Below are 23,462 nucleotides of genomic sequence, written 5' to 3' on the forward strand. Positions count from 1 at the left end.
CGCGAATGCAGCAGTGAACTCTGCGCGCGTAAGAGTTCGATCCTGTCGGCACCACAGGCCTGGCCAGGTTCGCGCAGACCCTGCCGAAACAAGCACCTCACCTAACCAATCTCGACTTTTGGAATTTTCAACCGATTGCCGGAATGTCCGATATTAGGGCGCGAAGCCGCCGTCCGCGAAGAAACTAAGAGCGCTGCGAAAGTGCGATCACGATTTTGGCAGCTAAAGCATTCTCCGCCTTCTCACGCCGCCCCTGCATTTTCGAGACGAGCTGGCGTTTGGAGTGATCCGGCGTGCTGACGATGGCAGCAAGCACGACCGCTCTCAGGAGGTCAGGGTGCGCGGTCATCATAATGCACCACTTACCTGCTGTGCTTCGGGACTTCGCAGCCGTTCCACCAGCGAACGTAGGCTGGATGTGAGGACGAGAGTGGCGGCTCCCATTTTGATAACTTCGATCTCGCCTTTGCCGATAAGCACATAGAGTGTGCTGCGCCCGATCCCGAGATAGTGACAGGCGTCTGGTACACGCATGACGATCGGTTCGATAGCCGGGCTCCCACGCTGCTCGCGAAGATGCTCTGTCGTGCCTGCAGTTGGCATACCGGTCGATCCTTTCATCTGTCGGGTGATGACGGACCGACCTGGGGAGCAGGGGAGGGGACAGACCGGCCCGCCATCGACACCGAGTATCGACTGAACGGGCTGTCCAGCGCCACATGACGTTCCTACGCTGTCGTTGCCTTTCTTACGCTTCAGCGCCGAAGTCTGAGAGCGAGCTCGCCATTCGCATGCACTACAGTTCGAGCGAACGGCGAGGGACTTCCGAATTTAGGCGGATTGTCCAGCAAACATAACACCCCGAATTAAGGGCCGTCGCTAATATGTCTGAGAACAAACGCCTTTTCGAACAAAGCGCCGCGGTGCCAGTTCGAGTGCCGTCGCATATTGCTCAACGAAACCAACCACCTGCAGCATGGCCGACGGCGCTGCTTTTATCTCGCCATCCAAAATCACTAAGGTAAGCGTCCGGTATCGGCACCTGATTTCCGGGGTGCAATTTTCGTCCAGCGGGTGTTCTCGTGGTGGCTGGAGGTTGCATGGCTGCTCGTTCCCATTTTGATAATCCGGCGCGGCGTGAGTGGTGGTCGGTGCATGTCGAGGCGTGGCAGCGCAGCGGACTGTCGCGGCGCAAATACTGCCGGGCTCACAAGCTGACCGAGACGACTTTCGCGCGCTGGATCGATGTGCTGACCGACGCAAAAACGGCTAGAATCCGTGTCGAACGCGCAGCTGCCGAGCGGCGGGCGAAGCGCAGCCGCAAGGGCGGCAAGCTGACGAGAGACCGCCGCAATCAGGCAGCGCAGGCGTACTGGGCGATGCATGTCGAGGCGCTCGAATGGAGCGGGATGACGGTGCGCGAGTATGCCGCCGCGTTGTCGATCTCGCAGCACAGCCTGCGCAGATGGCGCGATCTGCTGGCCGATCAGGAGGTGCCGGTCGACTGGCGCGCGCGGCTGCATCCGAGCGCCAGGCCGCAAATAGGCAGCGCTGCTAGTCCTAGGACTAAGGGCGAGCTTAGTCCTAATAATCTGCATGCAGATGCAGTTCCGGGGTTGACCGAAGGCGCTTTGCGTGGGTCCGAACAGGCAGACCGGGTGCAGCGGCGCAGCTTCAGTGAGAACGAGAAGCGCGCGATCGCGATGCAGACGCTCGAGCCTCATGTGACCGTCTCGCAGGTCGCGCGGCGGCACGGGATCGCGACCTCGCTGCTGTTCCGCTGGCGCGCGCAGCTGGGGCTTGGCGCAGGCGAGCAGGTGCGTCTGGTGACGGTGCGGGTTGAGGAGAACGTGCGATGATGCTGCTTCCGGCAGGTACGAAGGTGCATCTGGCGCTGGGCCATACCGACATGCGCAAGGGGATCGATGGTCTTGCGACCATGGTCCAGGAGGTGCTGAGGCAAGACAGCTTCTCGGGTCACCTGTTCGCGTTCCGAGGGCGCAATGCGCGGATCATCAAGATCCTCTACTGGGACGGCAGCGGGCTGTGCCTGTTCACCAAAAGGATGGAGCATGGCGGCTTCGTTTGGCCGAGCGTGCACCAGGTGGGCGAGAGCGTGACGCTCTCCCATGCGCAGCTGGCGATGCTGATCGAGGGGATCGACTGGCGGCGTCCCGAGCAGCAGTGGAGGCCGCGAAAGGCGGGCTGAAAAACTGCCTGAAACCGGCGCGAAACCGGCAGAAAAGCTTGAGAAAATGCTGCTCTTATGGTAGCAGAATCCATGCGGCTCGAGCTCGACAATCTGCCGTCCGATGTCGGTCTTCTGCACCAGTTGGTGCGCGACATGGCGTCGCTGGTCGAGACCCGCAATGACGAGATCGAACGCCTTCAGGCGATCATCACCAAGCTCCAAAGGATGCAGTTCGGGCGCCGCTCCGAGCGGCTCGATCCCGACCAGTTGGCGCTCGGTCTGGAAGACCTCGATGCCGATATCGCGCGCATCGAGGAGAACGGTCCGGTCATCGCTGGCGATGCCGATGCGGTCGGACGGCGTCCACACCGCGCGCCGCTGCCCGATCATCTGGAGCGCGAAGAGGTGGTGATCGACGCGCAGCACGAGGCCTGTCCGTGCTGCGGCGGTGCGCTTCATAGTATGGGCGAGAGCGTCTCCGAAATGCTCGACTGGGTGCCGGCAAAGCTGCGCGTGATCCGCACGACGCGTCCCAAATATGCCTGCCGTACATGCGGCAGCCTGGTTCAGGCTCCGGCTCCCGAGCGCGTGATCGCGGGCGGGCTGGCGACACCGGCGCTGCTCACTCAGGTGCTGGTGAGCAAGTACTGCGACCATACCCCGCTCTACCGCCAGTCGCGCATCTTCGCCCGGCACGGGATGGAGCTCTCGCGTTCGACGCTGGGCGGATGGGTCGGTGGTGCATGCTGGTGGCTCGAAGCTCTGCATGAGCGCCTCTGCGCCGATGTGTTCGCTTCCGACCATCTGTTCGCCGACGACACGCCGGTTCCGGTGCTCGATCCGGGACGCGGGCGGACCAAGACCGGGCGCTTGTGGGTCTATGCGCGCGAGCAGCGCGGATGGGGCGGGCCTGCACCGCCCGCGGCGGTTTACCTGTTCGCGCCCGACCGCAAGGCGGAGCGACCGATGACGCATCTGCGCGGATACAAGGGTGTGCTGCACGTCGACGGCTATGCCGGGTTCGAGCGTCTGACCGCGCGCGGAGACATCGTGCTTGCCGCGTGCTGGGCACATACCCGGCGCAAGTTTTACGACGTTCACCAGCAGACCGGCTCGCCGGTGGCCGAAGAAGCGCTGCGGCGTATCGCCGATCTCTACGCGATCGAAGCGAAGGCGCGCGGACGCTCGCCCGACGACCGCCTCGCATGGCGCCGCTCGCTCAGCGCGCCGCATCTGGCAGTGTTCAAGCCCTGGCTCGAAGCGCAACTGGCGCAGCTCGCGCGCAGCAGCACCCTTGCCGATGCGGTCCGCTATGCGCTGGCGCGCTGGGCGGGCCTCACCCGGTTCCTCGACGATGGTTGCATCGAGCTCGACACCAATCCGGTCGAGCGCGCGATCCGTCCGGTCGCGCTCGGACGCAAGAACCACCTGTTCGCAGGCTCCGATGGCGGCGGGCATCGCTGGGCCATCATCTGCTCGCTGATCGAGACCGCAAAGCTCAACAAGGTCGAGCCCCATGCCTGGCTCAGCGATGTCCTGACCCGCATGGCCGACGGTCATCCTGCCAGCCGACTCGACGAACTCCTGCCGTGGAACTGGACGCTCACTCATCAGCCCAGAACCTGACGTGCAAGAACCGGACGCTAACTCACTAAGCATGTCAGACGACTATGGACAACTCTTGCTAGAGCATAAGAAGAATATACCAGATGCGCTAACCCTGCAATTTGATTGCACAGCAGCGGAGCAGTGCGTGAGCAGCGCACCAGACGGAGGCGATGCTGATGCTTCGCACGCGCCAAGATCTGAGCGACAGCAAACGAAAGGCTATCTCGATTGCTTTCGGGAGTGCACCAAGGCTGCTCGAATGTCGCAAATGGCGGGATTGAGCTGCCGGTTGAAACCGCACATGAAGCGACAGCTTTGCGCCCTCATTCTGGACGTTCAGGCGTTTCCAGCGGATGCTTGAAAGCGGAACGGCAGCTTTGCTCCGGTTTTGAGCACCTCGAATGTCTGATTATGGGGTGGTAAGCGGACATTGGAGGTGTAAGTTCAGCGTATGTCGGCTCGTCCCAAGTTCAAGCTTTCGAGGCTTCGCGAAATCGGCTGGGCGAAGTGGGACCCTATAGGATTGCATGGGACCGATAGCCAACCTGACGATGAATATGACAGCTATCTAATTCAAGCTGCCGGGCGCCTTTGGAACGGTGCAACCGAGGAAGAAGTAGCGGACTACTTGGTCAGTATCGAGAGCGAATACATGGGCCTGGGCGAGGCAGCGGGTGCTCACCAAAGAGCATGTGAAGTCGCTGACGCTCTGAGCAGATATGTTGCCGAGCTACGCGCCTAGTGACGGCAATGGGGTCGTTACCGGCTGGTCCGCTGCCAGCAGATCGCTAGGTCGGTCAGCGCGTTACGAAAGGGCTGGAAAGCGGACATTGCGTCCGGCGCGCCGGTACTCGAAAAGGCTGTCTATGACATCGCCTCCAACAGCATCGATGGTCAACGCGATCAATGGCTACCTTGCGTTGCTCAAAAGTCAGCCTGACGATGAATAGACGAGGCTCGCCAAACTGTGCGAGGCGCTCGATTGTCTCGTAATCGAATATCATCGTGCGCCAGATGTCGAACCTGACACCAATGATTTATCGCCGTCAGTTCCTTACGAGTCATTGGCCGAGCGAGCCGCCGCGTCTTTTCCAGAACTTGGATATTATGCTGATGTCGAGCCGCAAGACGGCTTGGAACAAGAGGTCACACTTGGAGGCGCGGTTGATGACCTTGCCGATATTGCGAGAAACCTATCAGGCGTTCTTTGGCACATCGACCGTGGCGCTGCCAACGATGCCTATTGGGAGTTTCGCTTCGGCTATCAAACCCACTGGGGAATGCATCTTCATCGACTCCGGCGTTACCTGCATTCGATCATGCACTAGCGACGAAGGAATATCCGCAATGGGGTCGTTAGCAATCGGCCCGCTTTTATCGTGCGTCTACGATTAGCGGACGGTGACTTTCAGGCGCTCCCGTAACACGCGGGAGGGTCTGCAATTAGGTTGGAAGCTGACAAAAAGAATTCTTGATGATAACACCTCAATAATGAGAGTCACCTTTCTGTGTTTTGCCTTAGGTGCGATCCTGATTTGGGGTTCCGCAGTATTGATGATGGGCTGGCACGCCGTTATCGCAGTCCTGAGTTTTCATTCACCCCTGTATTCTGCGATCATGCTCTTAATCGCCACAGGGCCGTGGCTGTATCTGTATTATGCGAAGAACAAGCGAAGGTAACGTTCGCAATGGGCTGGTTAGCAGCCCGACCGCTTTTATTATGCGTGCCCGATTATCGGACGGTCGGCATTCGGGCGCAATGTCGAAAGCCGTGAAGGTCTGCAAAGGGGTGGGAAGCGGAAATTACCCGGTCCAGCAGGCTTCAGTCGGGAATGACGCGATTGAAGAACGTCTCGTGGTCTTTCACCAAACGTGCATTTATGGTGCGTCTGGCGCCATTTTTGAGGTGCAGCAAAACGTCTTTGGACCGGACCTCAATCCGCTCGACTTCTGAGATCGGTATGCGCCTAAATGGAACTACATACTCCTTTAGAACTCTACCGTCGTAGCTGATAGCAGGCCAACCGAGCCAAGCGCGGATCGCTGAAAGCAATACGATCAGACTGCCCACACAAAATATCGAGAAAACCATGACGCCTAAAATCGTGAACCCGTCTTCTGTCCGAACCGCTCGGCTCATTCTTCCGTAGGGGGAAGCGGGTAGAACATAGAATCCGACTGTTGCGGCAACCAACAAAAAGGCAAGAGTGGATACAAGCCCGGTCCGAAACCTCGCTTCTCGTCTGTCCATAGAACCTGTGTGGCATGACAACCAACTGTCAGCAATGGGGTCGTTTGCCGAACGGCGGCTTAGTGCGGATCGTTATTCATAAGCGGACAGTCCGGAAGCGGCCCCAAAACTGCCGGTAGGTTAGGGCTGCTTCGAAGGGGTGAAATGGGTTCACAGCAGGATGCTTTAAGCATGCCCGCCGCTGAATTTGCGGCGCTACTGCTTGTCTGGTCTCGCGCGCGCTTCCGCCCTCAGCTTCTCGAGCCGCTGCGAACACACTTCGTGCACGACGCAACCAAGCTCCTCAACCTGCTCGCCAAGCCATTCGAGCTCTTCCTTGGTGATGCGGTAGTGTTTCGAGTAGCGCGCTTTGACGTAAGCTTCCCTGAGCTTCTCGAACCGCGCGCGATCCTTGCGGTTGTCACGTGGCCAGACGAACGTCAGGCGATAATCGATCCGCTCAGCCTGCGTGCGCAGGAAGCCCAGATTGTGCACGTGAGGGGTGTAGAAGGTGCAGACCAGCAAGACCGAGTGGTACAGACTCTCGGTCGATTGATGCATCAGGAAGGCAGCTTCCTTGTAGAACTCCTGCTCGATTGCGTCGTTCGCCAGCTTGAACTTCCGCATTGATGCAGGAAACCACTCGTCAAAATACTCCTGCGCCATAGCGAGCGCTTGAGTGGGCGTCTTCGGCTTGGGCGTATGCAGTTCGGTGTCGTCGAACTGGTAGAGCGCTACGCCATCGTCCTTCACATCCATGAAGAAGTAGCGGCCATGGGCCAGCCCATCGTTCACTTCCTGCAGTGTGTGGACGATGAAGTTGACCGGTGTCTTGAGCGTTCCGGTTACACCGTACTCGCGCATGAGCCGGTCATCGAGCCTGGACCAGTATTTGACCCTGTCCGCCAGCCTCTTGTCGTTGACGATGATGAGCAGATCGTAGTCCGACTGATAGCCCTTCGCGGTATGCGGCTCGTCGACCCAAGTGCCGCGCGCATAGCTGCCGTAGAGGATGACCTTGAGTATCCGGCCAGCCTTTTTCCATTCGTGCTTGGCGAGAGCAAAGGCATCGTCAAACTCTTCGAAGATGAGCTGCACCACGCGTTCGATCTCGCGCTGCTTTTGCGGTGGGAGATGATCGAGGTCGGTCTTCATCGATTAAGGTCTAGCAAGTTGCTCGGATGGTTGCACGCCCACATCCCCAATCATTTGGATTCCGTATTCAGGTTCGTGATTGAGTCAGCATCTGTGGGCCGCGTCTATACCAAGAACTAGGGATGGGCCTTCGAACGCCTTCGCTAGCCCTGTTGGCGATCTGCGTTGGACAAGCGGACATAACGGTCAGAAAATAACGAACAGGAACGATGGAATGTTCGCGTGTATGAGTTCGGCCAAGAGTTCCTGACAAACCTGCTCCAGTTTGAGGAAAGCTACCCAAACGTAGCCGTAGGTTTCCCGCCACAGCACGACCCTGTTTGATTACGTGGTGATTAAACGAGGCTCGACACCCCCGTTAGAGGGGCGTATAATCTCGCGTAAGTCTTTGAGAAGTTTGGTGGACGCACTAGGGCTCGAACCTAGGACCCGCTGATTAAGAGTCAGCTGCTCTACCAACTGAGCTATGCGTCCACACTGCGGCGTACCGCTGCCTCGTGGAGTGAGGCGTTCCCGACTCGGGAGGCGCCCGTATAGCGGGGTTTTGCGGGAAGAAAAGCCCCTAAAGGCAATCTCTGCTGGCGCATGCGAAAAACCTGCTATTCGGTCAGGTGAACCCTTCATTTGGCAAGCCTGTCGACACCAAAATCTAGCCATGCGCGCCCAGGCAGGCGTGCGGCTATCGCATGATTCCGGCGCGGGGTGCTTTCCGGTTCCACCGGTCGACCATCATGATCGATCCAAGACAAATCATGTTGGTGAGCATCGAACTACCGCCATGACTCATGAAGGGCAGGGGGATGCCCACAACGGGAGCAAGGCCCATGACCATCATGAGATTGATCGCGACATAGAAGAAGACGGTTGCCGTCATTCCCAGGGCGATCAGCTTACCGAAACGGTCGTTACTCGCGCGCGCGACGGACAGGCCCCAGCTGAAAATCAGCGCGAAGGCCCCGATGACCACAAGTCCGCCAAGGAAACCCCATTCTTCGGCCATGGTAGCGAAAATGAAGTCGGTATGCGGTTCCGGCAGGTAGTGCAGGTGGCTCTGCGACCCTTCGTTGAAGCCTTTACCGGAGAACCCACCAGACCCGATGGCGATCTTGGACTGGGTGATGTGATAGCCGTCACCCAGCGGATCGCTTTCGGGATCTAGGAACGTGAAGACGCGCTTCTGCTGGTAAGGTTGCAAACCGACAAAAAAGGCTATCGGTGCAAGAACTGCCGCAGCCAATCCAGCGCCCATGAACCAGCGAATGGGGAGGCCTGCGGAGAACATGACGAGGGCTCCGCCGAAGACGATGGCGAGCGACGTCCCCAGATCGGGTTGCAACAGAACGAGCGCGACGGGGGTAAGGATCAAGCCGCCCGCCGGGATCAGCGCACGCCAGGTCGGGATCATACCCACAGGGAGCGACGAGTAGAACCGCGCAAGCACCAGGACGATGGCCGGCTTCATCAATTCCGATGGCTGCAACTGCATGAACCCGAGGTCCAGCCAGCGTTGGCTACCTCCGCCGACGAAGCCGATCGCTTCCACCGCAACCAGCATCAGCAGAATGATGCCGTATATGGGAAATGCCAGAAACATGGCCCATTCTCGAGTGAAGCGGGCCAGAATGAAGGCCATCACGAGAAAAATACCAAATCGCAGGATGTGCGAGGCGGCATAGGGTTGCCAGCTTCCGGCTGCGGCGGAGAAAAGCACCAGCGCGCCGAACCCGATCAGGACGAAAAGCGGGAAAAGCATTCGCCATGGCTGGCGCGCGATGGGCGCCGGAACGATCCCGCTCATTCGCTGGCCTGTCCGGATGAAAGGGAGGTGTCGAGACGCGGATCAACCTTTTCGTCGGCGAGGCTTTCCTGCCGGCGCACGGCGAGACGGGCTTCGGCCTCGACCTGATCGAATATCTCTTCGTCGCGGGCCGGAACGGGTTTGACGTCCTCTCCGGCTGCTGCCGCATAGGCGCGGTATTTCGCATCGAGCCGTTGCTGCGCGGTGCCGCCCCATTGTTCCTCGAAGCCGCGAAGCATTTCCATGCCCTTCTCGGGATCGAACAAAAAGGTCATCACATCGCGCGCGATCGGATAAGCGGAACCGGAGCCACCGCCATGCTCGATCACGACGGCCCCCGCATATTTCGGTTTGTCAAAGGGCGCGAAGAAGATGAAAAGTCCGTGGTCGCGGTATTTCCATGGCCCCGATTTACCGTCCGACAAATTCAGGCCCACGACCTGTGCCGTTCCTGTCTTGCCCGCCATCTTGATGTCGTCGAAGGGCAGACGGGCACGACCGGCGGTTCCGGGGCCGTTGACGACATCGCTCATCGCCTGGCGAACATAAGCCACGTGCTCGGGGGCAAAATCGACTTCGTCGAAACCTTTGACCGGTGTGGAGGTTACCAACCGGGGCTGAACGTGCCGCCCCGTCGCGAGGCGCGCCGACATCACTGCCAGTTGAAGCGGATTGGCCAGCATGTAGCCTTGCCCGATGGTCGCATTGACGGTGTCGAATGCCTGCCAGGGGCGCCCGTATTTCTCTTCCTTCCAGGCGGGATACGGCACGGTGCCATAGAATTGGCTGGCGACGGGAAGGGGGAATTCCTGCCCCATTCCGCAGCGTTGCGCCATGGCAGCAATGGGATCCATGCCGATACGCTGAGCGAAGTGATAGTAATAGACGTCGCAGGACTGGTAGATGCCCTTGGCCATGTTGACCGTGCCGTGGCCGCCGCGTTTCCAGCAGCGGAATACGCGATTGCCCACCCGTAAGCCACCGCCGCAGAACACGGTTTCGTCCGGGTCCAGACCTTCACGCATGAACGCCATGGAGACCATGGGTTTGACCGTCGATCCAGGCGGATACAGACCCTTCAGAACCTTGTTTCGCAGCGGCACGCGTTCGTCGTCGCGCAGCATGGAATATTCGACGCGCCCGATCCCTTGCGAAAAGCTGTTCGGATCGAAGCTAGGCATCGATGCCATACACAGGAGGTCGCCGGTTTCGCAGTCCATCACGACGACAGAGCCGCTTTCCAGGCCGATGCGCCGTGCGGCATAATCCTGCAGGGGCCCATCGATGGTAAGCCGGATCGGATCGCCCTGAATATCCTCGCGAGTTTCCAGTTCCCGTACGATCCGGCCAGATGCCGTCACCTCGACCCGCCGGGCGCCAGGTACACCGCGAAGTTCCTGCTCGTACTGCTTTTCCAATCCGTCCTTGCCGATCTTGTAACCCGGTGTGACGAGCAGAGGATTCCGATCCTGTTCGGCATATTCTTCGGCATTCGCCGTCCCGACGTAGCCGATAAGATGGCCTACGCTGGGCCCTGTCGGATAAAACCGCGAGAAACCGCGCTGAGGAACAACACCGGGCAGATCGGGCAGCCTCACGCTGACCGCGGCGAATTCGTCGTAAGTTATGCCAGAAGCAATCTCGACCGGCTGATAACCAGGACCATCGGAAACCTGCTTGCGAATATCCGCGGCCTGATTTTCATCGAGGTTCAGGATCTTTGTAAGGGCCGCGATCGTCGCTTCCGTGTCGGGAGTGCGATCGGGAATGATATCGACGCGAAAATCCGCTCTATTGGAGGCGAGGGGGGCGCCATTACGGTCCAGAATCCAGCCGCGCCGAGGCGGGATGAGCGAAAGGTTGACCCGATTGCTTTCCGATTCCAGTTCGTATTTTTCGTTCTCGGCAATCGCGATGTAACCCATCCGCGCTGCCAGCAGCACGCCAAGGCCGCCCATGGCGGTGCCGATGACGAAGGTCCGCCTGTCGAACGCATTGTCAAGCGTCGATTGCGTTACGACCTCTTTCGGCTTTGCACGCTTACGCAGACGCATCACAGCGCCTTCCACCTGGTCAGGCGGAAGCGGTCGAGCATGGCGACCAGACGAGCGGCGATCGGGAAGAGAAGGATGGTAAGCACTAGCTGCGGTATCAGGGCGATAAGAGAATGGAACGTAGGTTGGCCACCTGAAAGCAGCCAGCCTGCCAATAGATAACCGAAGATCAATATACAGGCGGTGAACCAGTCCTGCCAAAATGTGCGCCACGGCAGCCGGGTTTCAATAAGTTCGATTACGATCATGATCAGAGACCATGTGAAAATCGCAAATCCGAAGGGTTGGCCGTTATATAGATCGTCGAGCAGACCAAGTGGCATCCCTGCCCAGATCGGCATCAGGCCCGGGCGAACCAGTCGCCAGGCGAGAAGCATCAGCAATCCAAGGGGTGGAATGATCGGGAGAGCCGAAGCGATCGGAAAGATGGGCAGGATCGAAGCGACCATGATGCTGACCCAGGGAACAACATTTGCCAGCAAGCTGGAATGCGAACGGTTGATCCGGCTGCCATAGGCATCGCTGCGAGAACGCGGGTCGTTGCGTTCCATCAGTCGGTCAGTTCGCGCTCGATCGGCGTCTCCGCGCCGAGCACTGCTTCGGGTTCGTAGATCGGTTCTACACTTACATAGTCGGTCGCCGCGGGATCGCTGATGATGCGCGCCACCCCGCCGTCATCGGTCGTTTCCGTCAGGATGGCGACTGCGATACCGGGAGGGTAGTATCCGCCAGCGCCGCTGGTCACGAAAACATCGCCAGGCTTGAGCGGGTTGATACCCAAATTGATAAGCCTGATCCGTATCAGCCCATCTCCGCGCCCCTCGGCGAAGGCGACAACCTCGTCATTGGCGCGGCGGACCGGGAGGATGCTCTCGGTGTCCGTAAGGAGAAGAACGCGCGAACTGTCGCTGCCGACCTCAAGAATCCGGCCAACGATGCCGCGCGGCGACCGTACCGGCATGCCGATCGCGACACCCTCGGACGAGCCAGCGCCCAAATAAGCGAAGCGTCTCGTGCTCGAGGCCGAAGAGCTCACCAGGCGGGCCACCGCAACGGGCTCACGCTCGGCGTCCTGAAGTTTCAGCAAGCCCTTGAGGTGAAGATTTTCGCGCTTCACTGCCTCCGCTTCAGCAAGGCGGATCCGCGCGATTTCCATTTCGCGTTTGAGGTCAGCATTCTTGGACCCGGCCCGGTAGTAGCCGCTGATCGTGTCCCAGAACCCCTTGCTTCCCGTTCGAACAGTAGAGGCAGCTTCCGTGGCGGGCGAAACACCATCCTGCGCGACCCCGCGGAGTCCGCCAAACAGATGGGGTTGAAAAAACGACAGGGCGAGCAGGATCGCGCCGATCAGCGCGCCGATGCCCGCGATCACGTAACCGGTAAAAAGATTGTACTGCGCCCTGCGAGAATACCCCGAGCGCCGTGAACTTATCGGCGCCATCCGTTTTGCCTTTCTACGCCGTCATCAGGACGCCGCGATAGATCGGGTCCTCCATCGCACGACCGGTGCCGAGTGCGACGCAGGAAAGCGGATCTTCGGCTATGGTGACCGGCAGGCCGGTTTCTTCGCGCAGGTAATCGTCGAGCCCGCCGATCAATGCGCCGCCGCCGGTCAGCACGATGCCCTGATCGACAATATCGGCAGCCAGTTCAGGTGCAGTATTTTCGAGCGCAATACGCACGCCTTCGACGATAGCGCCGATCGGTTCATTGAGCGCTTCGGCAAGGTGGCCCTGATTGATCGTGATTTCCTTGGGCACACCGTTCACGAGGTCGCGGCCCTTGATGGTGATGCTTTCGCCAACACCATCTTCCGGTGGGCGCGCCACGGCGTAGTCTTTCTTGATGCGTTCGGCTGTGCTGTCACCGATCAGCAGGTTGTGGTGTCGGCGGACATAGGAAACGATCGCTTCGTCCATCTTGTCGCCGCCAGTACGAACCGACGTGGTGTAGGCAAGGCCACGCAGGGAAAGAACGGCGACTTCGGTCGTGCCGCCACCGATGTCGACGACCATGCTGCCGACCGGTTCCGTAACCGGCATGTCGGCGCCGATCGCAGCGGCCATCGGTTCGAGAATAAGATAAACCTGCGATGCGCCAGCATTCGATGCCGCATCGCGGATTGCGCGACGTTCGACCGAGGTGGAACCCGACGGAACGCAGATCGTGATTTCCGGATAGCGCATCAGGCTCTTGCGACCATTCACCTTGCGGATGAAGTGCTTGATCATCTCTTCGGCCACGTCGAGGTCGGCGATCACCCCGTCACGCAGGGGGCGGATGGCTTCGATGCTGTCCGGCGTCTTGCCCATCATCATCTTCGCATCATCGCCTACGGCCTTGACGCGCTTCATACCGTTGATCGTCTCGAGGGCGACGACGCTCGGCTCGTTAAGAACGATGCCCTGATCCTGTACATAGACGAGGGTATTGGCGGTCCCCAGGTCGATCGCCATGTTCTGCACGCCGAATTTGAAGATGTTGTTCCAGAAGCCCATTTTAACTCGATTTTCCGTGTTGTCGCGTGGTCAGGCGAGGGGGATGCGGCCCACTCGCACCTCTCCGGGGGGATATGGTGGCCGTGCCTTAGCGAGATTAAGCAGGGAATGCCAAAAATTTCCGTGCATCTCATGGGGGATAGCGAAACGCACTGTCTCGGAATCGTGGCGCTTCATCGTTAGGATTGCCCATCAATGCCCGAAATACGCCGCCTGCCCGAGAATCTGGTCAACCGAATTGCCGCCGGTGAGGTGGTGGAGCGTCCGTCTTCCGCGCTCAAGGAGGTGGTCGAAAACGCCATCGATGCTGGCGCAAACCGGATAGCGATAAAGCTGGTCGACGGTGGGTTGACGAGTCTCGAAGTGACCGACGACGGGTGCGGCATGTCGCCCGAGGAAATGGCGCTGGCCTTAGAACGTCATGCCACGTCTAAACTGCCGAACGAAGCAATCGAACAGGTTGCAACGCTCGGCTTTCGCGGAGAAGCGCTGCCGAGCATCGCCAGTGTGGCGCGCTTTACGCTGGAAAGCCGGCCGCACGGGGCCGAGCAAGGCTGGAAACGGGTCGTGGACCACGGCGAAATTCGCGACGAGGGACCGGCTGCATTGCCACCGGGGACGCGCGTGCGAATCGAAAACCTGTTCGGGAAAATTCCCGCGCGGCGAAAATTTCTACGCACCCCGCGCAGCGAATACGCCGCATGCAAGGATGTGGTGCAGCGACTTGCCATGGCGCGACCCGATATTGCGATCACGCTCGACCACGGCGATCGCCGCATTTTCGGTTTGCAGGCCGGGGAAGGGCTGGCGAACCGCGTGGCACAACTCGTAGCACGCGAACTCAAGGATAACGGCGTTGCCATCGATCTCGAACGTGGGGCGATGCGTCTGACCGGAATTGCCGGCCTGCCGACGTATAACCGCGGCATTGCGGATCATCAGTATCTGTTCGTCAATGGCCGACCGGTAAAGGACCGCCTTCTGACCGGCGCAGTTCGGGGGGCTTATGCCGACATGCTCGCCCGGGATCGCCACGCTGTGCTGGCGCTGTTCCTCGAACTGCCGTGTGAAGACGTCGATGTGAATGTCCACCCGGCCAAATCGGAAGTGCGCTTCCGTGATGCCCAGGGGGTCCGCGGATTTATCGTTTCCGGACTGCGGCAGGCACTGGCAACGGGCGACAAGCGCAGTGCACAATCGCCGGATGCCGGAGCGATGGCGCGCTGGCAGCAGGAACCGGTACGTGAAGAACCGGCTGCGGCATTGCGGTCCATGTTCAGCGGTCGGGACTGGTCCGCTCCGCGGCAGCGCGTGGCGGAAGCCAGCGCCGCACGGCGCGGTGTCGAGGCCGATGTCATGGCGCAGCCGCAGGGGCGCGCCGAAGAAGCTGCACCGGTAACGCAAGCGACGGATGAATATCCGCTCGGCATAGCGCGCGGACAAGTGGCGAATACCTACATCGTAGCAGAAGCGAAGGACGGTCTCGTACTGGTGGATCAGCACGCGGCGCACGAGCGTCTGGTGCTTGAGCGGCTGCGCGAGGCGGGGGCTGAAGAGGCCGTGGCACGCAGCCAGGCCTTGCTTATTCCCGAAGTGGTCGAACTGGACGAAACGAGTTGCGACAGGCTGGAGGATGCAGCGCCGAAGCTGGCGGAACATGGTCTGGCTATCGAGAGGTTCGGCCCTTCCGCGATGCTTGTCCGCAGTCTGCCGCATGCCATTGCACGGACCGATCCGGAAAAGCTCTTGCGTGATATCGATGATGATCTCGCGTTGAATGGGGAGGCATTGCTTCTGGGCGAAAAGCTTGACCTCGTGCTTGCCACCATGGCGTGCCATGGGTCGGTAAGGGCGGGCCGCGTCCTGCGTGTCGATGAGATGAACTCGCTACTGCGCGAGATGGAGCGGACACCGCGGTCCGGGCAGTGCAATCATGGCCGTCCGACCTGGGTCAAACTCTCGATGGAAGACGTCGAAAAACTGTTCGGAAGGCACTGATGCGCGTTTCAATTATCCTACTCGCCCTGACGCTGGTGGCGTGTTCGAATGAACCGAACGAACAAGAACGCGCTGCCGCGGTTGCTGAGGTGGAGGCTAACCGCATCCCTCCACCGGAGGAGCTCCAGCTCGAACCAATCCGCTACCGCGAGATCGAGAAGAACGAATTATACGGAACAGGCTGTAGCTTTGCACCGGACGGTGGGGGCATGTCTGCGGTTGCCCTGGCGATGGCCGAAACCGGTCATTTTCTGCGCGGCGATAAACTGATTACGCTTGCAGCCGACAAGGGCAGTCCAGAATTGCCCTATCTCGCGCGTCGCAAATATGACGGGGCGGCTTATTCGATGACCCTGGATCTCGATGAGGCCGAGGGCGAACAATCCGGCGAAGAGACAAGCGACTATCCGGCCACCCTGACGATCCGGGATGCAAGCGAACAGGTCGTGTACCGCAAGAGCGGAATTGCCCAATGCGGCGCGTAGCCTAGTCGTTCCCTTCCGGGTCGCGCGTGCTGATCAAACCATTGGACACCATTTCCAGAACCGGCTCGTCGTTCTGATTGAACACGGTCAGCGAGCTTTTGAAGATTCCCATCTCCGGGCGCGATCCACTGCGGCGCTTTTCTATGACGACACTTTCACAGCGCAACGTGTCACCGGGAAAAACGGGTTTCTTCCAGCGCAGTTGATCTATGCCGGGCGAGCCGAGTCCTGCCTGGCGGTTGGCTTTCAGGTTCTCGACCAGCATGGCCATCGTCATTGCACAGGTATGCCAGCCACTGGCAGACAATCTACCGAAATGCGTCGCAGCAGCAGCCTCGTCGTCCAGATGGAAAGGTTGCGGATCGTATTTCGAAGCGAATTCGATCACTTCTTCACGCGTTACTTCGTAGCGCCCGAAAGCCTGCTTCTGCCCGACGGCTAGATCTTCGTAAAACTGCATTGCATATTGCAATGGATCACAAAGTCGGACGAAGCAACATCCAAATCGCCATGCCGATCATGGCGAGATTTTCGCTCAGGGAAACGAAACCCAGCGGCACATTCGCACTGCCGCCGACACAGGCACATTTGATGCTGCGCTTCTGGATGTATACCGCATAGAAAACGCTGATCGCGCCTACCGTCCCGATGAACAAGGCAACGGGTATGGATAGCCAAGGCAAAAGACGGCCTGCCATCAGGATGGCTGCGGTCGCTTCCAGGTAGGGGTAGGCATAGGCGTAGGGCACCCATCTTCGCCCCAGAAGATCATAACCGACGAACATGGTGGAAAATTGCTCGACATCCTGCAGTTTCAGCATGGCGAGCATCGCCATCGAAAAGGCGACAAACCATTCGGCCGTGCGAATGGTGAAGGGCAGCTGAAAAACGAACAGGCTCAGTGCAATCGCCAATGCAGCGCCGACTGCGAATACTGCAATGACAGGCCGATAGCTTGTCCCCTTCGCATCTCCGCTATCGTGACCGAAGTGCTCGCGGAGCTCGGTGTAGCCCCCAATCCGCTTGCCATCGATAAAGGTCTGCGGGGTGGTTTCTACCCCGTGTTTTGCTTTGAAGGCTTCCGTTTCCTCACGGGTCGTCAGGTAACGATCATCGACCGAAAAACCTTCCCGTTCAAGGAGCCACTTCGATTTCACACCGAATGGACAGACATGCTTGTCCATTACCATCCGATACAGGGTCGCGGTTCTCGACATAATCGGAATGTATACCCCTAGGGGGTATTATTCAACTCACGAACGGAACTTGGGAACGCGCCCGTTCAAATTCATCTCGGGAATGGTCCGATACCTCGCGAGCACCAGACTGAATATCCCGAACGCCAAGACACCGATCGCGACAAGCGTGAAGGCGATGCCTTCGCCGGCAAGGGCTGCGACTGCGTCGCCCAGCGTTTTAATCTGACCTGCTCCGGCTGACATGAACCCGGCTTTGAACAACGACCACCCGATGACGAGGAATACAACCGCCCGCGCGATGTATCCGATGCCCCCGAGCAAACGTGTTTGCGAAGGAGCAGCAGGACTGATCCGGTTCATAAAACTGCCGGTCACCGCCTTCTTCGCCTGAAAAAAAGCAGTCGCGAAAAATGCTATGCCTAGTAAGCCGAGCGCTGCCCCGCCGAATTGCATGGAAAGTATGCCCGAAGCTGCATCCTGCGCCCCGCCACCATTGTCGCTTCCGGTAGTCGCGAATTGATATGCGGAGAAGGCCAAGGCAAGGTGACCGATGGCACTACCGGCATGGCCGATACGATGCGCCCATCCCGTGGTGTCACTGCCTTGGTTTTCGATATCGAAGAAGGTCGAGGCGAAGCGAAACAGGGCATAGGCCAACAGGCCGACCACCATGAGCCAAAGGATGGCATGCCCCAACGGAAACTCTTCGATAGCGTCGAAGATGCCATTCGTACCCTGACTGATCCGACCGGCACTGGTCAGGGCGATCAGGCCGAGAACGCAATAGAGGATGGCACGACTGAAGTAGCCGACGCGCACCAATGTGCTGAATTTAGAAGACTTGCTACCCACGTTTCATCCCCACTACCTTTGCATGGCAACGGGGACATGGGACGCTCGTTCCGGATGGTGCTTAAATTAGGGTAGCAGCGCCCCGGACACATCGGACAGTTCGCCGTCAGTTTTGGCTGCTTGAGGAAGGCCCAGTAGCTGGCGAAGCAACGGCGTCACAGCCGTATTCTGAAAAGCAGGGAGCGTGGTACCGTGCTGAAAGGCTGGACCATTGACGATGAATAGCGACGTCATCTCCGGCGAATTGGGATCGAAACCGTGATTGCCGCCGTGCCAGCTACCTTCCGGCGCCGTCGGAGTGATGGTCCAACCTGTATCCGGCAAACAGAAATAAGGTGGGATACGTCGGTGGGTGCCATACTGGAAGCGGGCGGGCATATCCCCCTTGCGCCAGCATTCCATATGCTCGTGCTCACGCAAGAGTGCAGCTTCCAGCGCAGCCGTGTTGCCTTCAGTCGGCTCGAACGTGGCATAGGCGCCGCCTTCTACCAGGCGATAGAGCGACGGATCGACGATTTCGGCCAGCACGACCACTTTGTCCGATCCTGTTGCGGCCATGCCGTGATCGGACACGATGACCAGATTGGCTGGTTGCCTCAGGGTTTGAAGGCCCGAAACTAAATTTGCGATGTGCTGGTCCACGTCTGCGAGTGCGCGGTTCACCTCTTCGCTTTCGGGACCGCCATCATGACCCGCACTATCGACGGTGTCGAAATAGAGGGTCACGAATTCGGGACGAATGTCGGCAGGACGCCGCAACCAGTCGAGCACCGCATTGACCCGTTGGGTATTCGAAACCTGCATGCTGAAAGCCTGCCAGTCGCTTGCCATCTCGCCGTCCGTGACGGGGCCGTAGCGAACCGCGGTGCCGCCCCAGGGGACCGCCGAGCCGGGCCAGAACATGGCAGCACTGCGGATCCCTGCCTCTTCCGCTTCCACCCAGATCGGCTTGGCCTCGCTCCACCAGTAAGGATCGACCGTCGCCATCGTAAAGGTTTCACCAGGCCTGCTCTTATCCTCCATATTGTTGGCGATAATGCCATGATGGTCGGGGACGAGACCCGTTACCAGCGTCCAGTGGTTGGGAAATGTCTTGCTGGGAAAAGACGGTCGCATCGGCGCAGTGACGCCATCCGCGGCCAGGCGGGAAAGGGTGGGTGTCAAACCGCGATCCAGATAGCTGGGATGAAATCCATCTATCGCGATGAGAATGGTGACCGGATCACGCTGTTCGATAGCCGCGCTTGCAACGGGCTCACCGGAATATGTAGCGCAACCGCTCGTAATTGCGGCAAGACCAAGGGCGAGGGCGGCAGCGATCCGGTTCATTGGTGTTCTCAGACGTTGAATTTGAAAAGCATGACGTCGCCGTCCTGCACGAGGTATTCCTTGCCCTCCTGCCGCAGCTTGCCCGCTTCGCGCGCACCGCTTTCGCCACCGAGAGCGACATAGTCATCGTACGCAATTGTTTCAGCACGAATAAAGCCGCGTTCGAAATCGGTATGGATTTCACCGGCCGCCTGCGGAGCCTTGGCGCCGGCCGGGAATGTCCACGCGCGTGATTCCTTGGGGCCGGCTGTAAAGAAGGTCTGCAGGCCCAGCAGCTTGTACCCTGCCTTGATCACGCGGCTGAGACCCGATTCCACGAGTCCGAGTTCGGCGAGATATTCTGCGCGGTCCTCTTCCGGCATGCCGACCAGTTCGCTTTCGATGGCTGCTGATACCACGACGGCTTCAGCGCCTTCGGCAGCGGCTTTGGCGAACACCTGTTCCGAAAGCGCGTTTCCTTTCGCCGCATCTTCTTCCGCGACGTTGCACACGTAGAGGACGGGCTTGGCAGTCAACAATTGGGCTTGACGGAATACCCGCGCCTCCTCCTCATCCTTCGGTTCAGTGAGGCGGGCTGGTTTGCCATCTTTCAGCAGTTCCAGCGCTTGACCCAGCACACTGGCCATCAGCTTGGCTTCCTTGTCGCCGCCAGTGGCACGCTTGGCCGCTGCCGGCACGCGCTTCTCCAAGCTCTCCAGATCAGCGAGCAGCAATTCAGTCTCGACCACCTCGGCATCTGCGAGGGGGTCCACCTTGTTGGCTACATGCTGGATGTCGTCATCCTCGAAGCAGCGCAGCACGTGAACGATCGCATCTACTTCACGGATGTTGCCGAGGAACTGGTTGCCCAGACCTTCACCCTTGCTCGCGCCTTTCACCAGACCGGCGATGTCGACGAAGGCCAACTGGGTTGGAATAGTCTTGGCCGATTTGGCTATCCCGGCAATTTTCTCGAGCCGCTCATCAGGGACAGACACCTGGCCAACATTTGGTTCGATCGTGCAAAACGGATAATTCGCAGCTTGCGCAGCCTGCGTCTCGGTCAATGCATTGAACAGGGTGGACTTGCCGACATTCGGCAGGCCGACGATCCCGCAGCGGAAACCCATCAGAAACTCCGGATATAGTGTGTGGCGCGCGCCTTAGCCGCACCCCACACGAATTGCCATAGCGTCAGACGTTATGGACGGCCTTGATAAGCGGGCCATAGCCGCTTTCCCCCAACCACCCGACCTGGGTCTCGGCGGAAACCTTGTTGATCGCGACTTGCGGAATGCTTCCCGCACTGACTGGCAGGCGCACGGGGCGAGTGCCCGGCACCATTGCAAGCACCCTGGCCATGGCGCGTGGGACGTCCATTGGATCTGCTTGGCGTCCCGATCCGTCCTCAGTTCCCATGGTCGCGACGATTTGCGGGTAGCCATCGAGATGAATTTGAGACGCGCGATTCTTGAGGTCCTGCGAATATCGATTTCGGTTGACCCAAACCTTTGTCGGATAGCCGCCCGGCTCGATTATCGTGACGCCGATATCATGCGGTACCAGTTCGTAGGCTAGCTGCTCGAACATGGCTTCGACCGCGAACTTCGTTGCGGAATAGTGGCCGGAATAGGGGACCATTACCCGGCCGAGCTGGCTTGAAACAGCAAAGATATGGCCCTGTTTGCGCGCACGCATTCCGGGGAGGACAGCGCGGACAAGCCGGTGATAACCAAGCACATTGGTATCGAAAGCGAGCTTGGTTGCCTCCATGTCCTGAACCTCGACAGGGCCCGAAATGCCGACACCGGCATTATTGACCAGAACGTCGATCCCGCGTCCAATTTCTCGCTCTGCTGTCGCAACCGCTTCTGCGACCTCATCGTCGAGCAGAACGTCGAGCCGCAATACCCGGATATCCAGACCTTCGTCGCGCGCCAATTGCTGCAATTCATCCGCTTCGGGCCGCGGCGTATTGCGCATGGTAGCGAAGACCGTGGCGCCAGCCCGGGCAAACAGTTCGCTCGCCCGCCGGCCAAAGCCGGACGAGGTCCCGGTAATCAGGATTGCCTGCCCGGTCAGATCAGGAGGGGTGTCTAGCTTATCGTCCTGAGCGAACGAGGCCGTAGCGGCGAGCGCGCCCGTTGCCGCGGCGCCTGCGAGCAAGGTCCGGCGAGTAAGATCGGTCATGGCTGGTCTCCTTCACATCCATGATGCCGCGGCACAGCCCAATTGGCCAGCGCGTCATCAGGATCGTGAAAAAGTCTGAGCCGACCGGCCAGATATTCGCTGCCTTTGCGGTCCCATAGCGGAACCGCCAAATGTCTCAGCGCTTTTCGTTGCGCTTCTTGCGGCGGTAGAGCGCGACGGCCGCGCCATAGCCTGCAACGCCGGTTCCCATCATGGCGAGCGCACCGGGTTCTGGCACGGACGTCCCACCGCTGCTGCCACCCGTATCGCTAGGCGGACGGGTCATGGCTGCTGCCGAGGTGGCCGAGGCAAGCAAGGTAGCGGAAAGGAGAGCCGTCTGAACTAAGCGCATGATGAAATCCCTGAACAATCTTGATTGGGGACTAGCGTTCGGAGGACGAAAATCGACTGCCGGCTTCAAGCTGTCTCTTGCCGGGACAGTTTATCGCAGCGCAGCGTAAGTTAGTCAGATCCGCAAGGCGAGATCGCTCATGAAGCGTGCGTCATCGCCTGCGGCGAGCCACCTGGCTTCGGCGGCGATTCCGGCCAGCATGTCGGTTAGCGGATCCATTTCAGCTTTCGCGTAATTGCCCAGTACGTGGCCGTGGACGCGCTCTTTGGTACCGGGATGACCGATGCCAACTCGTACACGGCGGAAGTCGGGTCCAAGGTGCTGGTTGATCGATTTGAGGCCATTATGGCCTGCCAGGCCGCCACCGACCCGGACCTTTACCTTGAACGGTGCCAGATCGAGTTCATCGTGAAAGACTGTGAGTGCATCGGGCTCCAGCTTGTAAAACCGCAATGCCTCGCCCGCAGCACGGCCGCTCTCGTTCATGAAGGTGGCGGGCTTCAGAAGCAAAATCTTCTCGGACCCGATCCGCCCCTCCTGTACCCACCCGGAAAATTTCTTCTGAACGGGGCCGAAATCATACATGTCGGCGATCACGTCCACCGCCATGAAGCCGACATTGTGCCGGTTCATCGCATATTGCGGTCCGGGATTTCCTAGGCCTGTCCAGATCTGCATGCGGCTCCTCTAGCTTCGCTCACCTCAAAAGCAAAACGCCGGCCCCTTGCGGGACCGGCGCTTCGTAAAACCCCGGTAAGGGCGGAAGGATTAGTCCTCGCCGCCTTCTTCCTCGGTATTCTCTTCGTCGCCTTCGCCAGCGTCCTGCTCGGTTGCAGGAACATCGGCTGCGTCGGCGCTGGTCGTATCGCCTTCGGACTTCTTGAGAGCCGAAGGAGCAACGAGCGTAGCGATGGTGAAATCGCGATCCGTGATCGCGCTTTCGCTGCCTGCCGGCAGTGCGACTTCGCTGATGTGGATCGAATCGCCGACTTCCTTGCCGGTGACGTCGATTTCGATTTCGCTCGGGATCTTGTCGGCATCGCAGACAAGTTCAAGCTCGTGGCGGACGATGTTGAGCACGCCGCCCTTCTTGAGGCCCGGCGAGGCTTCTTCATGCGTGAAGACAACCGGAACCTGGACTTCGACCTTGGCACCCTTCGAGAGGCGCAGGAAGTCGGCATGTTCCGGACGGTCTGTGACCGGGTGAAGCGCTACGTCCTTGGGAAGTGTGCGGAATTTCTTGCCGCCCAGTTCGATTTCGACGATCGAATTCATGAAGTGGCCGCTGTCGAGCTGCTTGATCAGCTCCTTGGCTTCAACATGGATCAGGGTGGGTTCTTCCTTGCCGCCGTAAATCACGGCGGGGACGCGGCCATCGCGGCGCAGTTGACGGGAGGCTCCCTTGCCAGCCCGTTCGCGCGCCTCGGCCGGCAGGGTCAGAGCGTCGCTCATGTCACATACCTTTCGAATGCATATTGGTTGCTCGGTCCACCACACCTCCAGGGATGACCATGGTGCCGAAGGGCGCGCCGATAGCACGAAGC

The 23,462-nt window shown here is 59.4% G+C and carries 24 protein-coding genes and 1 tRNA gene; 7 read left to right on the top strand and 18 right to left on the bottom strand.

The window, feature by feature from the left end; all coding sequences use genetic code 11:
- Window positions 1-184: 184 nt before the first annotated feature.
- Both ACIGGE_RS13090 and ACIGGE_RS13095 read right to left on the bottom strand, forming a co-directional pair.
- Complete coding sequence (locus tag ACIGGE_RS13090; protein WP_397490680.1) at window positions 185-352, bottom strand: hypothetical protein; 168 nt, start codon at window positions 350-352, stop codon at window positions 185-187.
- Window positions 349-603 carry a helix-turn-helix domain-containing protein gene (locus ACIGGE_RS13095; RefSeq protein WP_397490681.1) on the bottom strand — a complete coding sequence of 85 codons (255 nt, stop codon included), beginning with the start codon at window positions 601-603 and terminating at the stop codon, window positions 349-351. Before ACIGGE_RS13095 ends, ACIGGE_RS13090 begins: the two co-directional genes overlap by 4 nt.
- A 497-nt stretch (window positions 604-1,100) precedes the next feature.
- On the opposite strand from ACIGGE_RS13095, the gene tnpA reads away from it, so the two are divergent.
- The 5 genes from tnpA (at window position 1,101) to ACIGGE_RS13120 (ending at window position 5,753) form a co-directional block, all read left to right on the top strand.
- On the top strand, window positions 1,101-1,859 hold the full coding sequence (gene tnpA / locus ACIGGE_RS13100) for an IS66 family insertion sequence element accessory protein TnpA (RefSeq protein WP_202086592.1): 759 nt from the start codon (window positions 1,101-1,103) through the stop codon (window positions 1,857-1,859).
- Window positions 1,856-2,209 (top strand): IS66 family insertion sequence element accessory protein TnpB, encoded by a 354-nt coding sequence (gene tnpB, locus ACIGGE_RS13105; protein WP_202086595.1) that lies wholly within the window; start codon window positions 1,856-1,858, stop codon window positions 2,207-2,209. The genes tnpA and tnpB overlap by 4 nt, the downstream gene beginning before the upstream one ends.
- 72 nt (window positions 2,210-2,281) lie before the next feature.
- Window positions 2,282-3,817, top strand: a complete 1,536-nt coding sequence (gene tnpC, locus ACIGGE_RS13110; protein ID WP_202086598.1) for an IS66 family transposase — start codon at window positions 2,282-2,284, stop codon at window positions 3,815-3,817.
- Between the two features lie 1,046 nt (window positions 3,818-4,863).
- Window positions 4,864-5,127 (top strand): DUF5063 domain-containing protein, encoded by a 264-nt coding sequence (locus tag ACIGGE_RS13115; RefSeq protein WP_397490682.1) that lies wholly within the window; start codon window positions 4,864-4,866, stop codon window positions 5,125-5,127.
- 431 nt (window positions 5,128-5,558) lie between these two features.
- Window positions 5,559-5,753, top strand: coding sequence for a hypothetical protein (locus ACIGGE_RS13120; RefSeq protein WP_397490683.1), 195 nt, complete (start codon window positions 5,559-5,561; stop codon window positions 5,751-5,753).
- A gap of 492 nt (window positions 5,754-6,245) precedes the next feature.
- Here ACIGGE_RS13120 and ACIGGE_RS13125 read toward each other — a convergent pair whose 3' ends face one another.
- From ACIGGE_RS13125 to ACIGGE_RS13155, 7 genes are all read right to left on the bottom strand, one after another.
- On the bottom strand, window positions 6,246-7,184 hold the full coding sequence (locus ACIGGE_RS13125; protein ID WP_397490684.1) for a nucleotidyltransferase and HEPN domain-containing protein: 939 nt from the start codon (window positions 7,182-7,184) through the stop codon (window positions 6,246-6,248).
- 398 nt (window positions 7,185-7,582) lie between these two features.
- Window positions 7,583-7,658: transfer RNA gene (locus ACIGGE_RS13130), tRNA-Lys, on the bottom strand.
- A gap of 205 nt (window positions 7,659-7,863) precedes the next feature.
- Entirely contained in the window at window positions 7,864-8,982 is a 1,119-nt protein-coding gene (gene rodA / locus ACIGGE_RS13135) for a rod shape-determining protein RodA (protein WP_196846204.1), read from the bottom strand.
- Entirely contained in the window at window positions 8,979-11,036 is a 2,058-nt protein-coding gene (mrdA, locus tag ACIGGE_RS13140; RefSeq protein WP_103025076.1) for a penicillin-binding protein 2, read from the bottom strand. The genes rodA and mrdA overlap by 4 nt, the downstream gene beginning before the upstream one ends.
- Window positions 11,036-11,587, bottom strand: coding sequence for a rod shape-determining protein MreD (locus ACIGGE_RS13145; RefSeq protein WP_103024950.1), 552 nt, complete (start codon window positions 11,585-11,587; stop codon window positions 11,036-11,038). Before ACIGGE_RS13145 ends, mrdA begins: the two co-directional genes overlap by 1 nt.
- Complete coding sequence (gene mreC, locus ACIGGE_RS13150; RefSeq protein WP_103024951.1) at window positions 11,587-12,477, bottom strand: rod shape-determining protein MreC; 891 nt, start codon at window positions 12,475-12,477, stop codon at window positions 11,587-11,589. Before mreC ends, ACIGGE_RS13145 begins: the two co-directional genes overlap by 1 nt.
- Window positions 12,478-12,490: 13 nt before the next feature.
- Window positions 12,491-13,534, bottom strand: coding sequence for a rod shape-determining protein (locus ACIGGE_RS13155; RefSeq protein WP_103024952.1), 1,044 nt, complete (start codon window positions 13,532-13,534; stop codon window positions 12,491-12,493).
- Between the two features lie 195 nt (window positions 13,535-13,729).
- Here ACIGGE_RS13155 and mutL point away from each other — a divergent pair, with 195 nt between their 5' ends.
- Together mutL and ACIGGE_RS13165 are read left to right on the top strand one after the other, a co-directional pair.
- Window positions 13,730-15,532: a DNA mismatch repair endonuclease MutL gene (gene mutL / locus ACIGGE_RS13160; RefSeq protein ID WP_397490685.1), complete on the top strand. Its 1,803-nt coding sequence runs from the start codon at window positions 13,730-13,732 to the stop codon at window positions 15,530-15,532.
- A complete protein-coding gene (locus ACIGGE_RS13165; protein ID WP_397490686.1) occupies window positions 15,532-16,017 on the top strand; it encodes a hypothetical protein in 486 nt (161 codons plus the stop codon). The genes mutL and ACIGGE_RS13165 overlap by 1 nt, the downstream gene beginning before the upstream one ends.
- Before the next feature lies 1 nt (window position 16,018).
- Here ACIGGE_RS13165 and ACIGGE_RS13170 read toward each other — a convergent pair whose 3' ends face one another.
- From ACIGGE_RS13170 to ACIGGE_RS13210, 9 genes are all read right to left on the bottom strand, one after another.
- Entirely contained in the window at window positions 16,019-16,477 is a 459-nt protein-coding gene (locus tag ACIGGE_RS13170; protein ID WP_221598463.1) for a MaoC family dehydratase, read from the bottom strand.
- 16 nt (window positions 16,478-16,493) lie between these two features.
- Window positions 16,494-17,234 (bottom strand): MauE/DoxX family redox-associated membrane protein, encoded by a 741-nt coding sequence (locus ACIGGE_RS13175; RefSeq protein WP_397490687.1) that lies wholly within the window; start codon window positions 17,232-17,234, stop codon window positions 16,494-16,496.
- Between the two features lie 36 nt (window positions 17,235-17,270).
- On the bottom strand, window positions 17,271-18,068 hold the full coding sequence (locus ACIGGE_RS13180) for a DUF1206 domain-containing protein (RefSeq protein WP_103024956.1): 798 nt from the start codon (window positions 18,066-18,068) through the stop codon (window positions 17,271-17,273).
- A gap of 66 nt (window positions 18,069-18,134) precedes the next feature.
- Window positions 18,135-19,397 carry an ectonucleotide pyrophosphatase/phosphodiesterase gene (locus tag ACIGGE_RS13185; RefSeq protein WP_397490688.1) on the bottom strand — a complete coding sequence of 421 codons (1,263 nt, stop codon included), beginning with the start codon at window positions 19,395-19,397 and terminating at the stop codon, window positions 18,135-18,137.
- 8 nt (window positions 19,398-19,405) lie between these two features.
- Window positions 19,406-20,506, bottom strand: coding sequence for a redox-regulated ATPase YchF (gene ychF / locus ACIGGE_RS13190; RefSeq protein ID WP_103024958.1), 1,101 nt, complete (start codon window positions 20,504-20,506; stop codon window positions 19,406-19,408).
- Window positions 20,507-20,570: 64 nt separating this feature from the next.
- On the bottom strand, window positions 20,571-21,566 hold the full coding sequence (locus tag ACIGGE_RS13195) for an SDR family oxidoreductase (protein WP_397490689.1): 996 nt from the start codon (window positions 21,564-21,566) through the stop codon (window positions 20,571-20,573).
- A 136-nt stretch (window positions 21,567-21,702) separates the two neighbouring features.
- Window positions 21,703-21,918, bottom strand: coding sequence for a PEP-CTERM sorting domain-containing protein (locus tag ACIGGE_RS13200; RefSeq protein ID WP_397490690.1), 216 nt, complete (start codon window positions 21,916-21,918; stop codon window positions 21,703-21,705).
- Window positions 21,919-22,032: 114 nt separating this feature from the next.
- Window positions 22,033-22,596: an aminoacyl-tRNA hydrolase gene (gene pth / locus ACIGGE_RS13205; protein WP_397490691.1), complete on the bottom strand. Its 564-nt coding sequence runs from the start codon at window positions 22,594-22,596 to the stop codon at window positions 22,033-22,035.
- Window positions 22,597-22,686: 90 nt separating this feature from the next.
- Window positions 22,687-23,370, bottom strand: a complete 684-nt coding sequence (locus ACIGGE_RS13210; protein ID WP_103024962.1) for a 50S ribosomal protein L25/general stress protein Ctc — start codon at window positions 23,368-23,370, stop codon at window positions 22,687-22,689.
- Window positions 23,371-23,462: the final 92 nt, after the last annotated feature.

It is taken from the genome of Qipengyuania sp. NPDC077410 (genome assembly GCF_044543405.1).
Classification (GTDB): Bacteria; Pseudomonadota; Alphaproteobacteria; order Sphingomonadales; family Sphingomonadaceae; genus Qipengyuania; species Qipengyuania pacifica.

Bases quoted from the DNA above. Each gene is read 5' to 3' on its own strand.
- ACIGGE_RS13090 (WP_397490680.1), bottom strand. From the start codon at position 352: ATGATGACCGCGCACCCTGACCTCCTGAGAGCGGTCGTGCTTGCTGCC.
- ACIGGE_RS13095 (WP_397490681.1), bottom strand. From the start codon at position 603: ATGCCAACTGCAGGCACGACAGAGCATCTTCGCGAGCAGCGTGGGAGC.
- tnpA (WP_202086592.1), top strand. From the start codon at position 1,101: ATGGCTGCTCGTTCCCATTTTGATAATCCGGCGCGGCGTGAGTGGTGG.
- tnpB (WP_202086595.1), top strand. From the start codon at position 1,856: ATGATGCTGCTTCCGGCAGGTACGAAGGTGCATCTGGCGCTGGGCCAT.
- tnpC (WP_202086598.1), top strand. From the start codon at position 2,282: ATGCGGCTCGAGCTCGACAATCTGCCGTCCGATGTCGGTCTTCTGCAC.
- ACIGGE_RS13120 (WP_397490683.1), top strand. From the start codon at position 5,559: ATGTCGAAAGCCGTGAAGGTCTGCAAAGGGGTGGGAAGCGGAAATTAC.
- ACIGGE_RS13125 (WP_397490684.1), bottom strand. From the start codon at position 7,184: ATGAAGACCGACCTCGATCATCTCCCACCGCAAAAGCAGCGCGAGATC.
- rodA (WP_196846204.1), bottom strand. From the start codon at position 8,982: ATGAGCGGGATCGTTCCGGCGCCCATCGCGCGCCAGCCATGGCGAATG.
- mrdA (WP_103025076.1), bottom strand. From the start codon at position 11,036: ATGCGTCTGCGTAAGCGTGCAAAGCCGAAAGAGGTCGTAACGCAATCG.
- ACIGGE_RS13145 (WP_103024950.1), bottom strand. From the start codon at position 11,587: ATGGAACGCAACGACCCGCGTTCTCGCAGCGATGCCTATGGCAGCCGG.
- mreC (WP_103024951.1), bottom strand. From the start codon at position 12,477: ATGGCGCCGATAAGTTCACGGCGCTCGGGGTATTCTCGCAGGGCGCAG.
- ACIGGE_RS13155 (WP_103024952.1), bottom strand. From the start codon at position 13,534: ATGGGCTTCTGGAACAACATCTTCAAATTCGGCGTGCAGAACATGGCG.
- mutL (WP_397490685.1), top strand. From the start codon at position 13,730: ATGCCCGAAATACGCCGCCTGCCCGAGAATCTGGTCAACCGAATTGCC.
- ACIGGE_RS13165 (WP_397490686.1), top strand. From the start codon at position 15,532: ATGCGCGTTTCAATTATCCTACTCGCCCTGACGCTGGTGGCGTGTTCG.
- ACIGGE_RS13170 (WP_221598463.1), bottom strand. From the start codon at position 16,477: ATGCAGTTTTACGAAGATCTAGCCGTCGGGCAGAAGCAGGCTTTCGGG.
- ACIGGE_RS13175 (WP_397490687.1), bottom strand. From the start codon at position 17,234: ATGTCGAGAACCGCGACCCTGTATCGGATGGTAATGGACAAGCATGTC.
- ACIGGE_RS13185 (WP_397490688.1), bottom strand. From the start codon at position 19,397: ATGAACCGGATCGCTGCCGCCCTCGCCCTTGGTCTTGCCGCAATTACG.
- ychF (WP_103024958.1), bottom strand. From the start codon at position 20,506: ATGGGTTTCCGCTGCGGGATCGTCGGCCTGCCGAATGTCGGCAAGTCC.
- ACIGGE_RS13195 (WP_397490689.1), bottom strand. From the start codon at position 21,566: ATGACCGATCTTACTCGCCGGACCTTGCTCGCAGGCGCCGCGGCAACG.
- ACIGGE_RS13200 (WP_397490690.1), bottom strand. From the start codon at position 21,918: ATGCGCTTAGTTCAGACGGCTCTCCTTTCCGCTACCTTGCTTGCCTCG.
- pth (WP_397490691.1), bottom strand. From the start codon at position 22,596: ATGCAGATCTGGACAGGCCTAGGAAATCCCGGACCGCAATATGCGATG.
- ACIGGE_RS13210 (WP_103024962.1), bottom strand. From the start codon at position 23,370: ATGAGCGACGCTCTGACCCTGCCGGCCGAGGCGCGCGAACGGGCTGGC.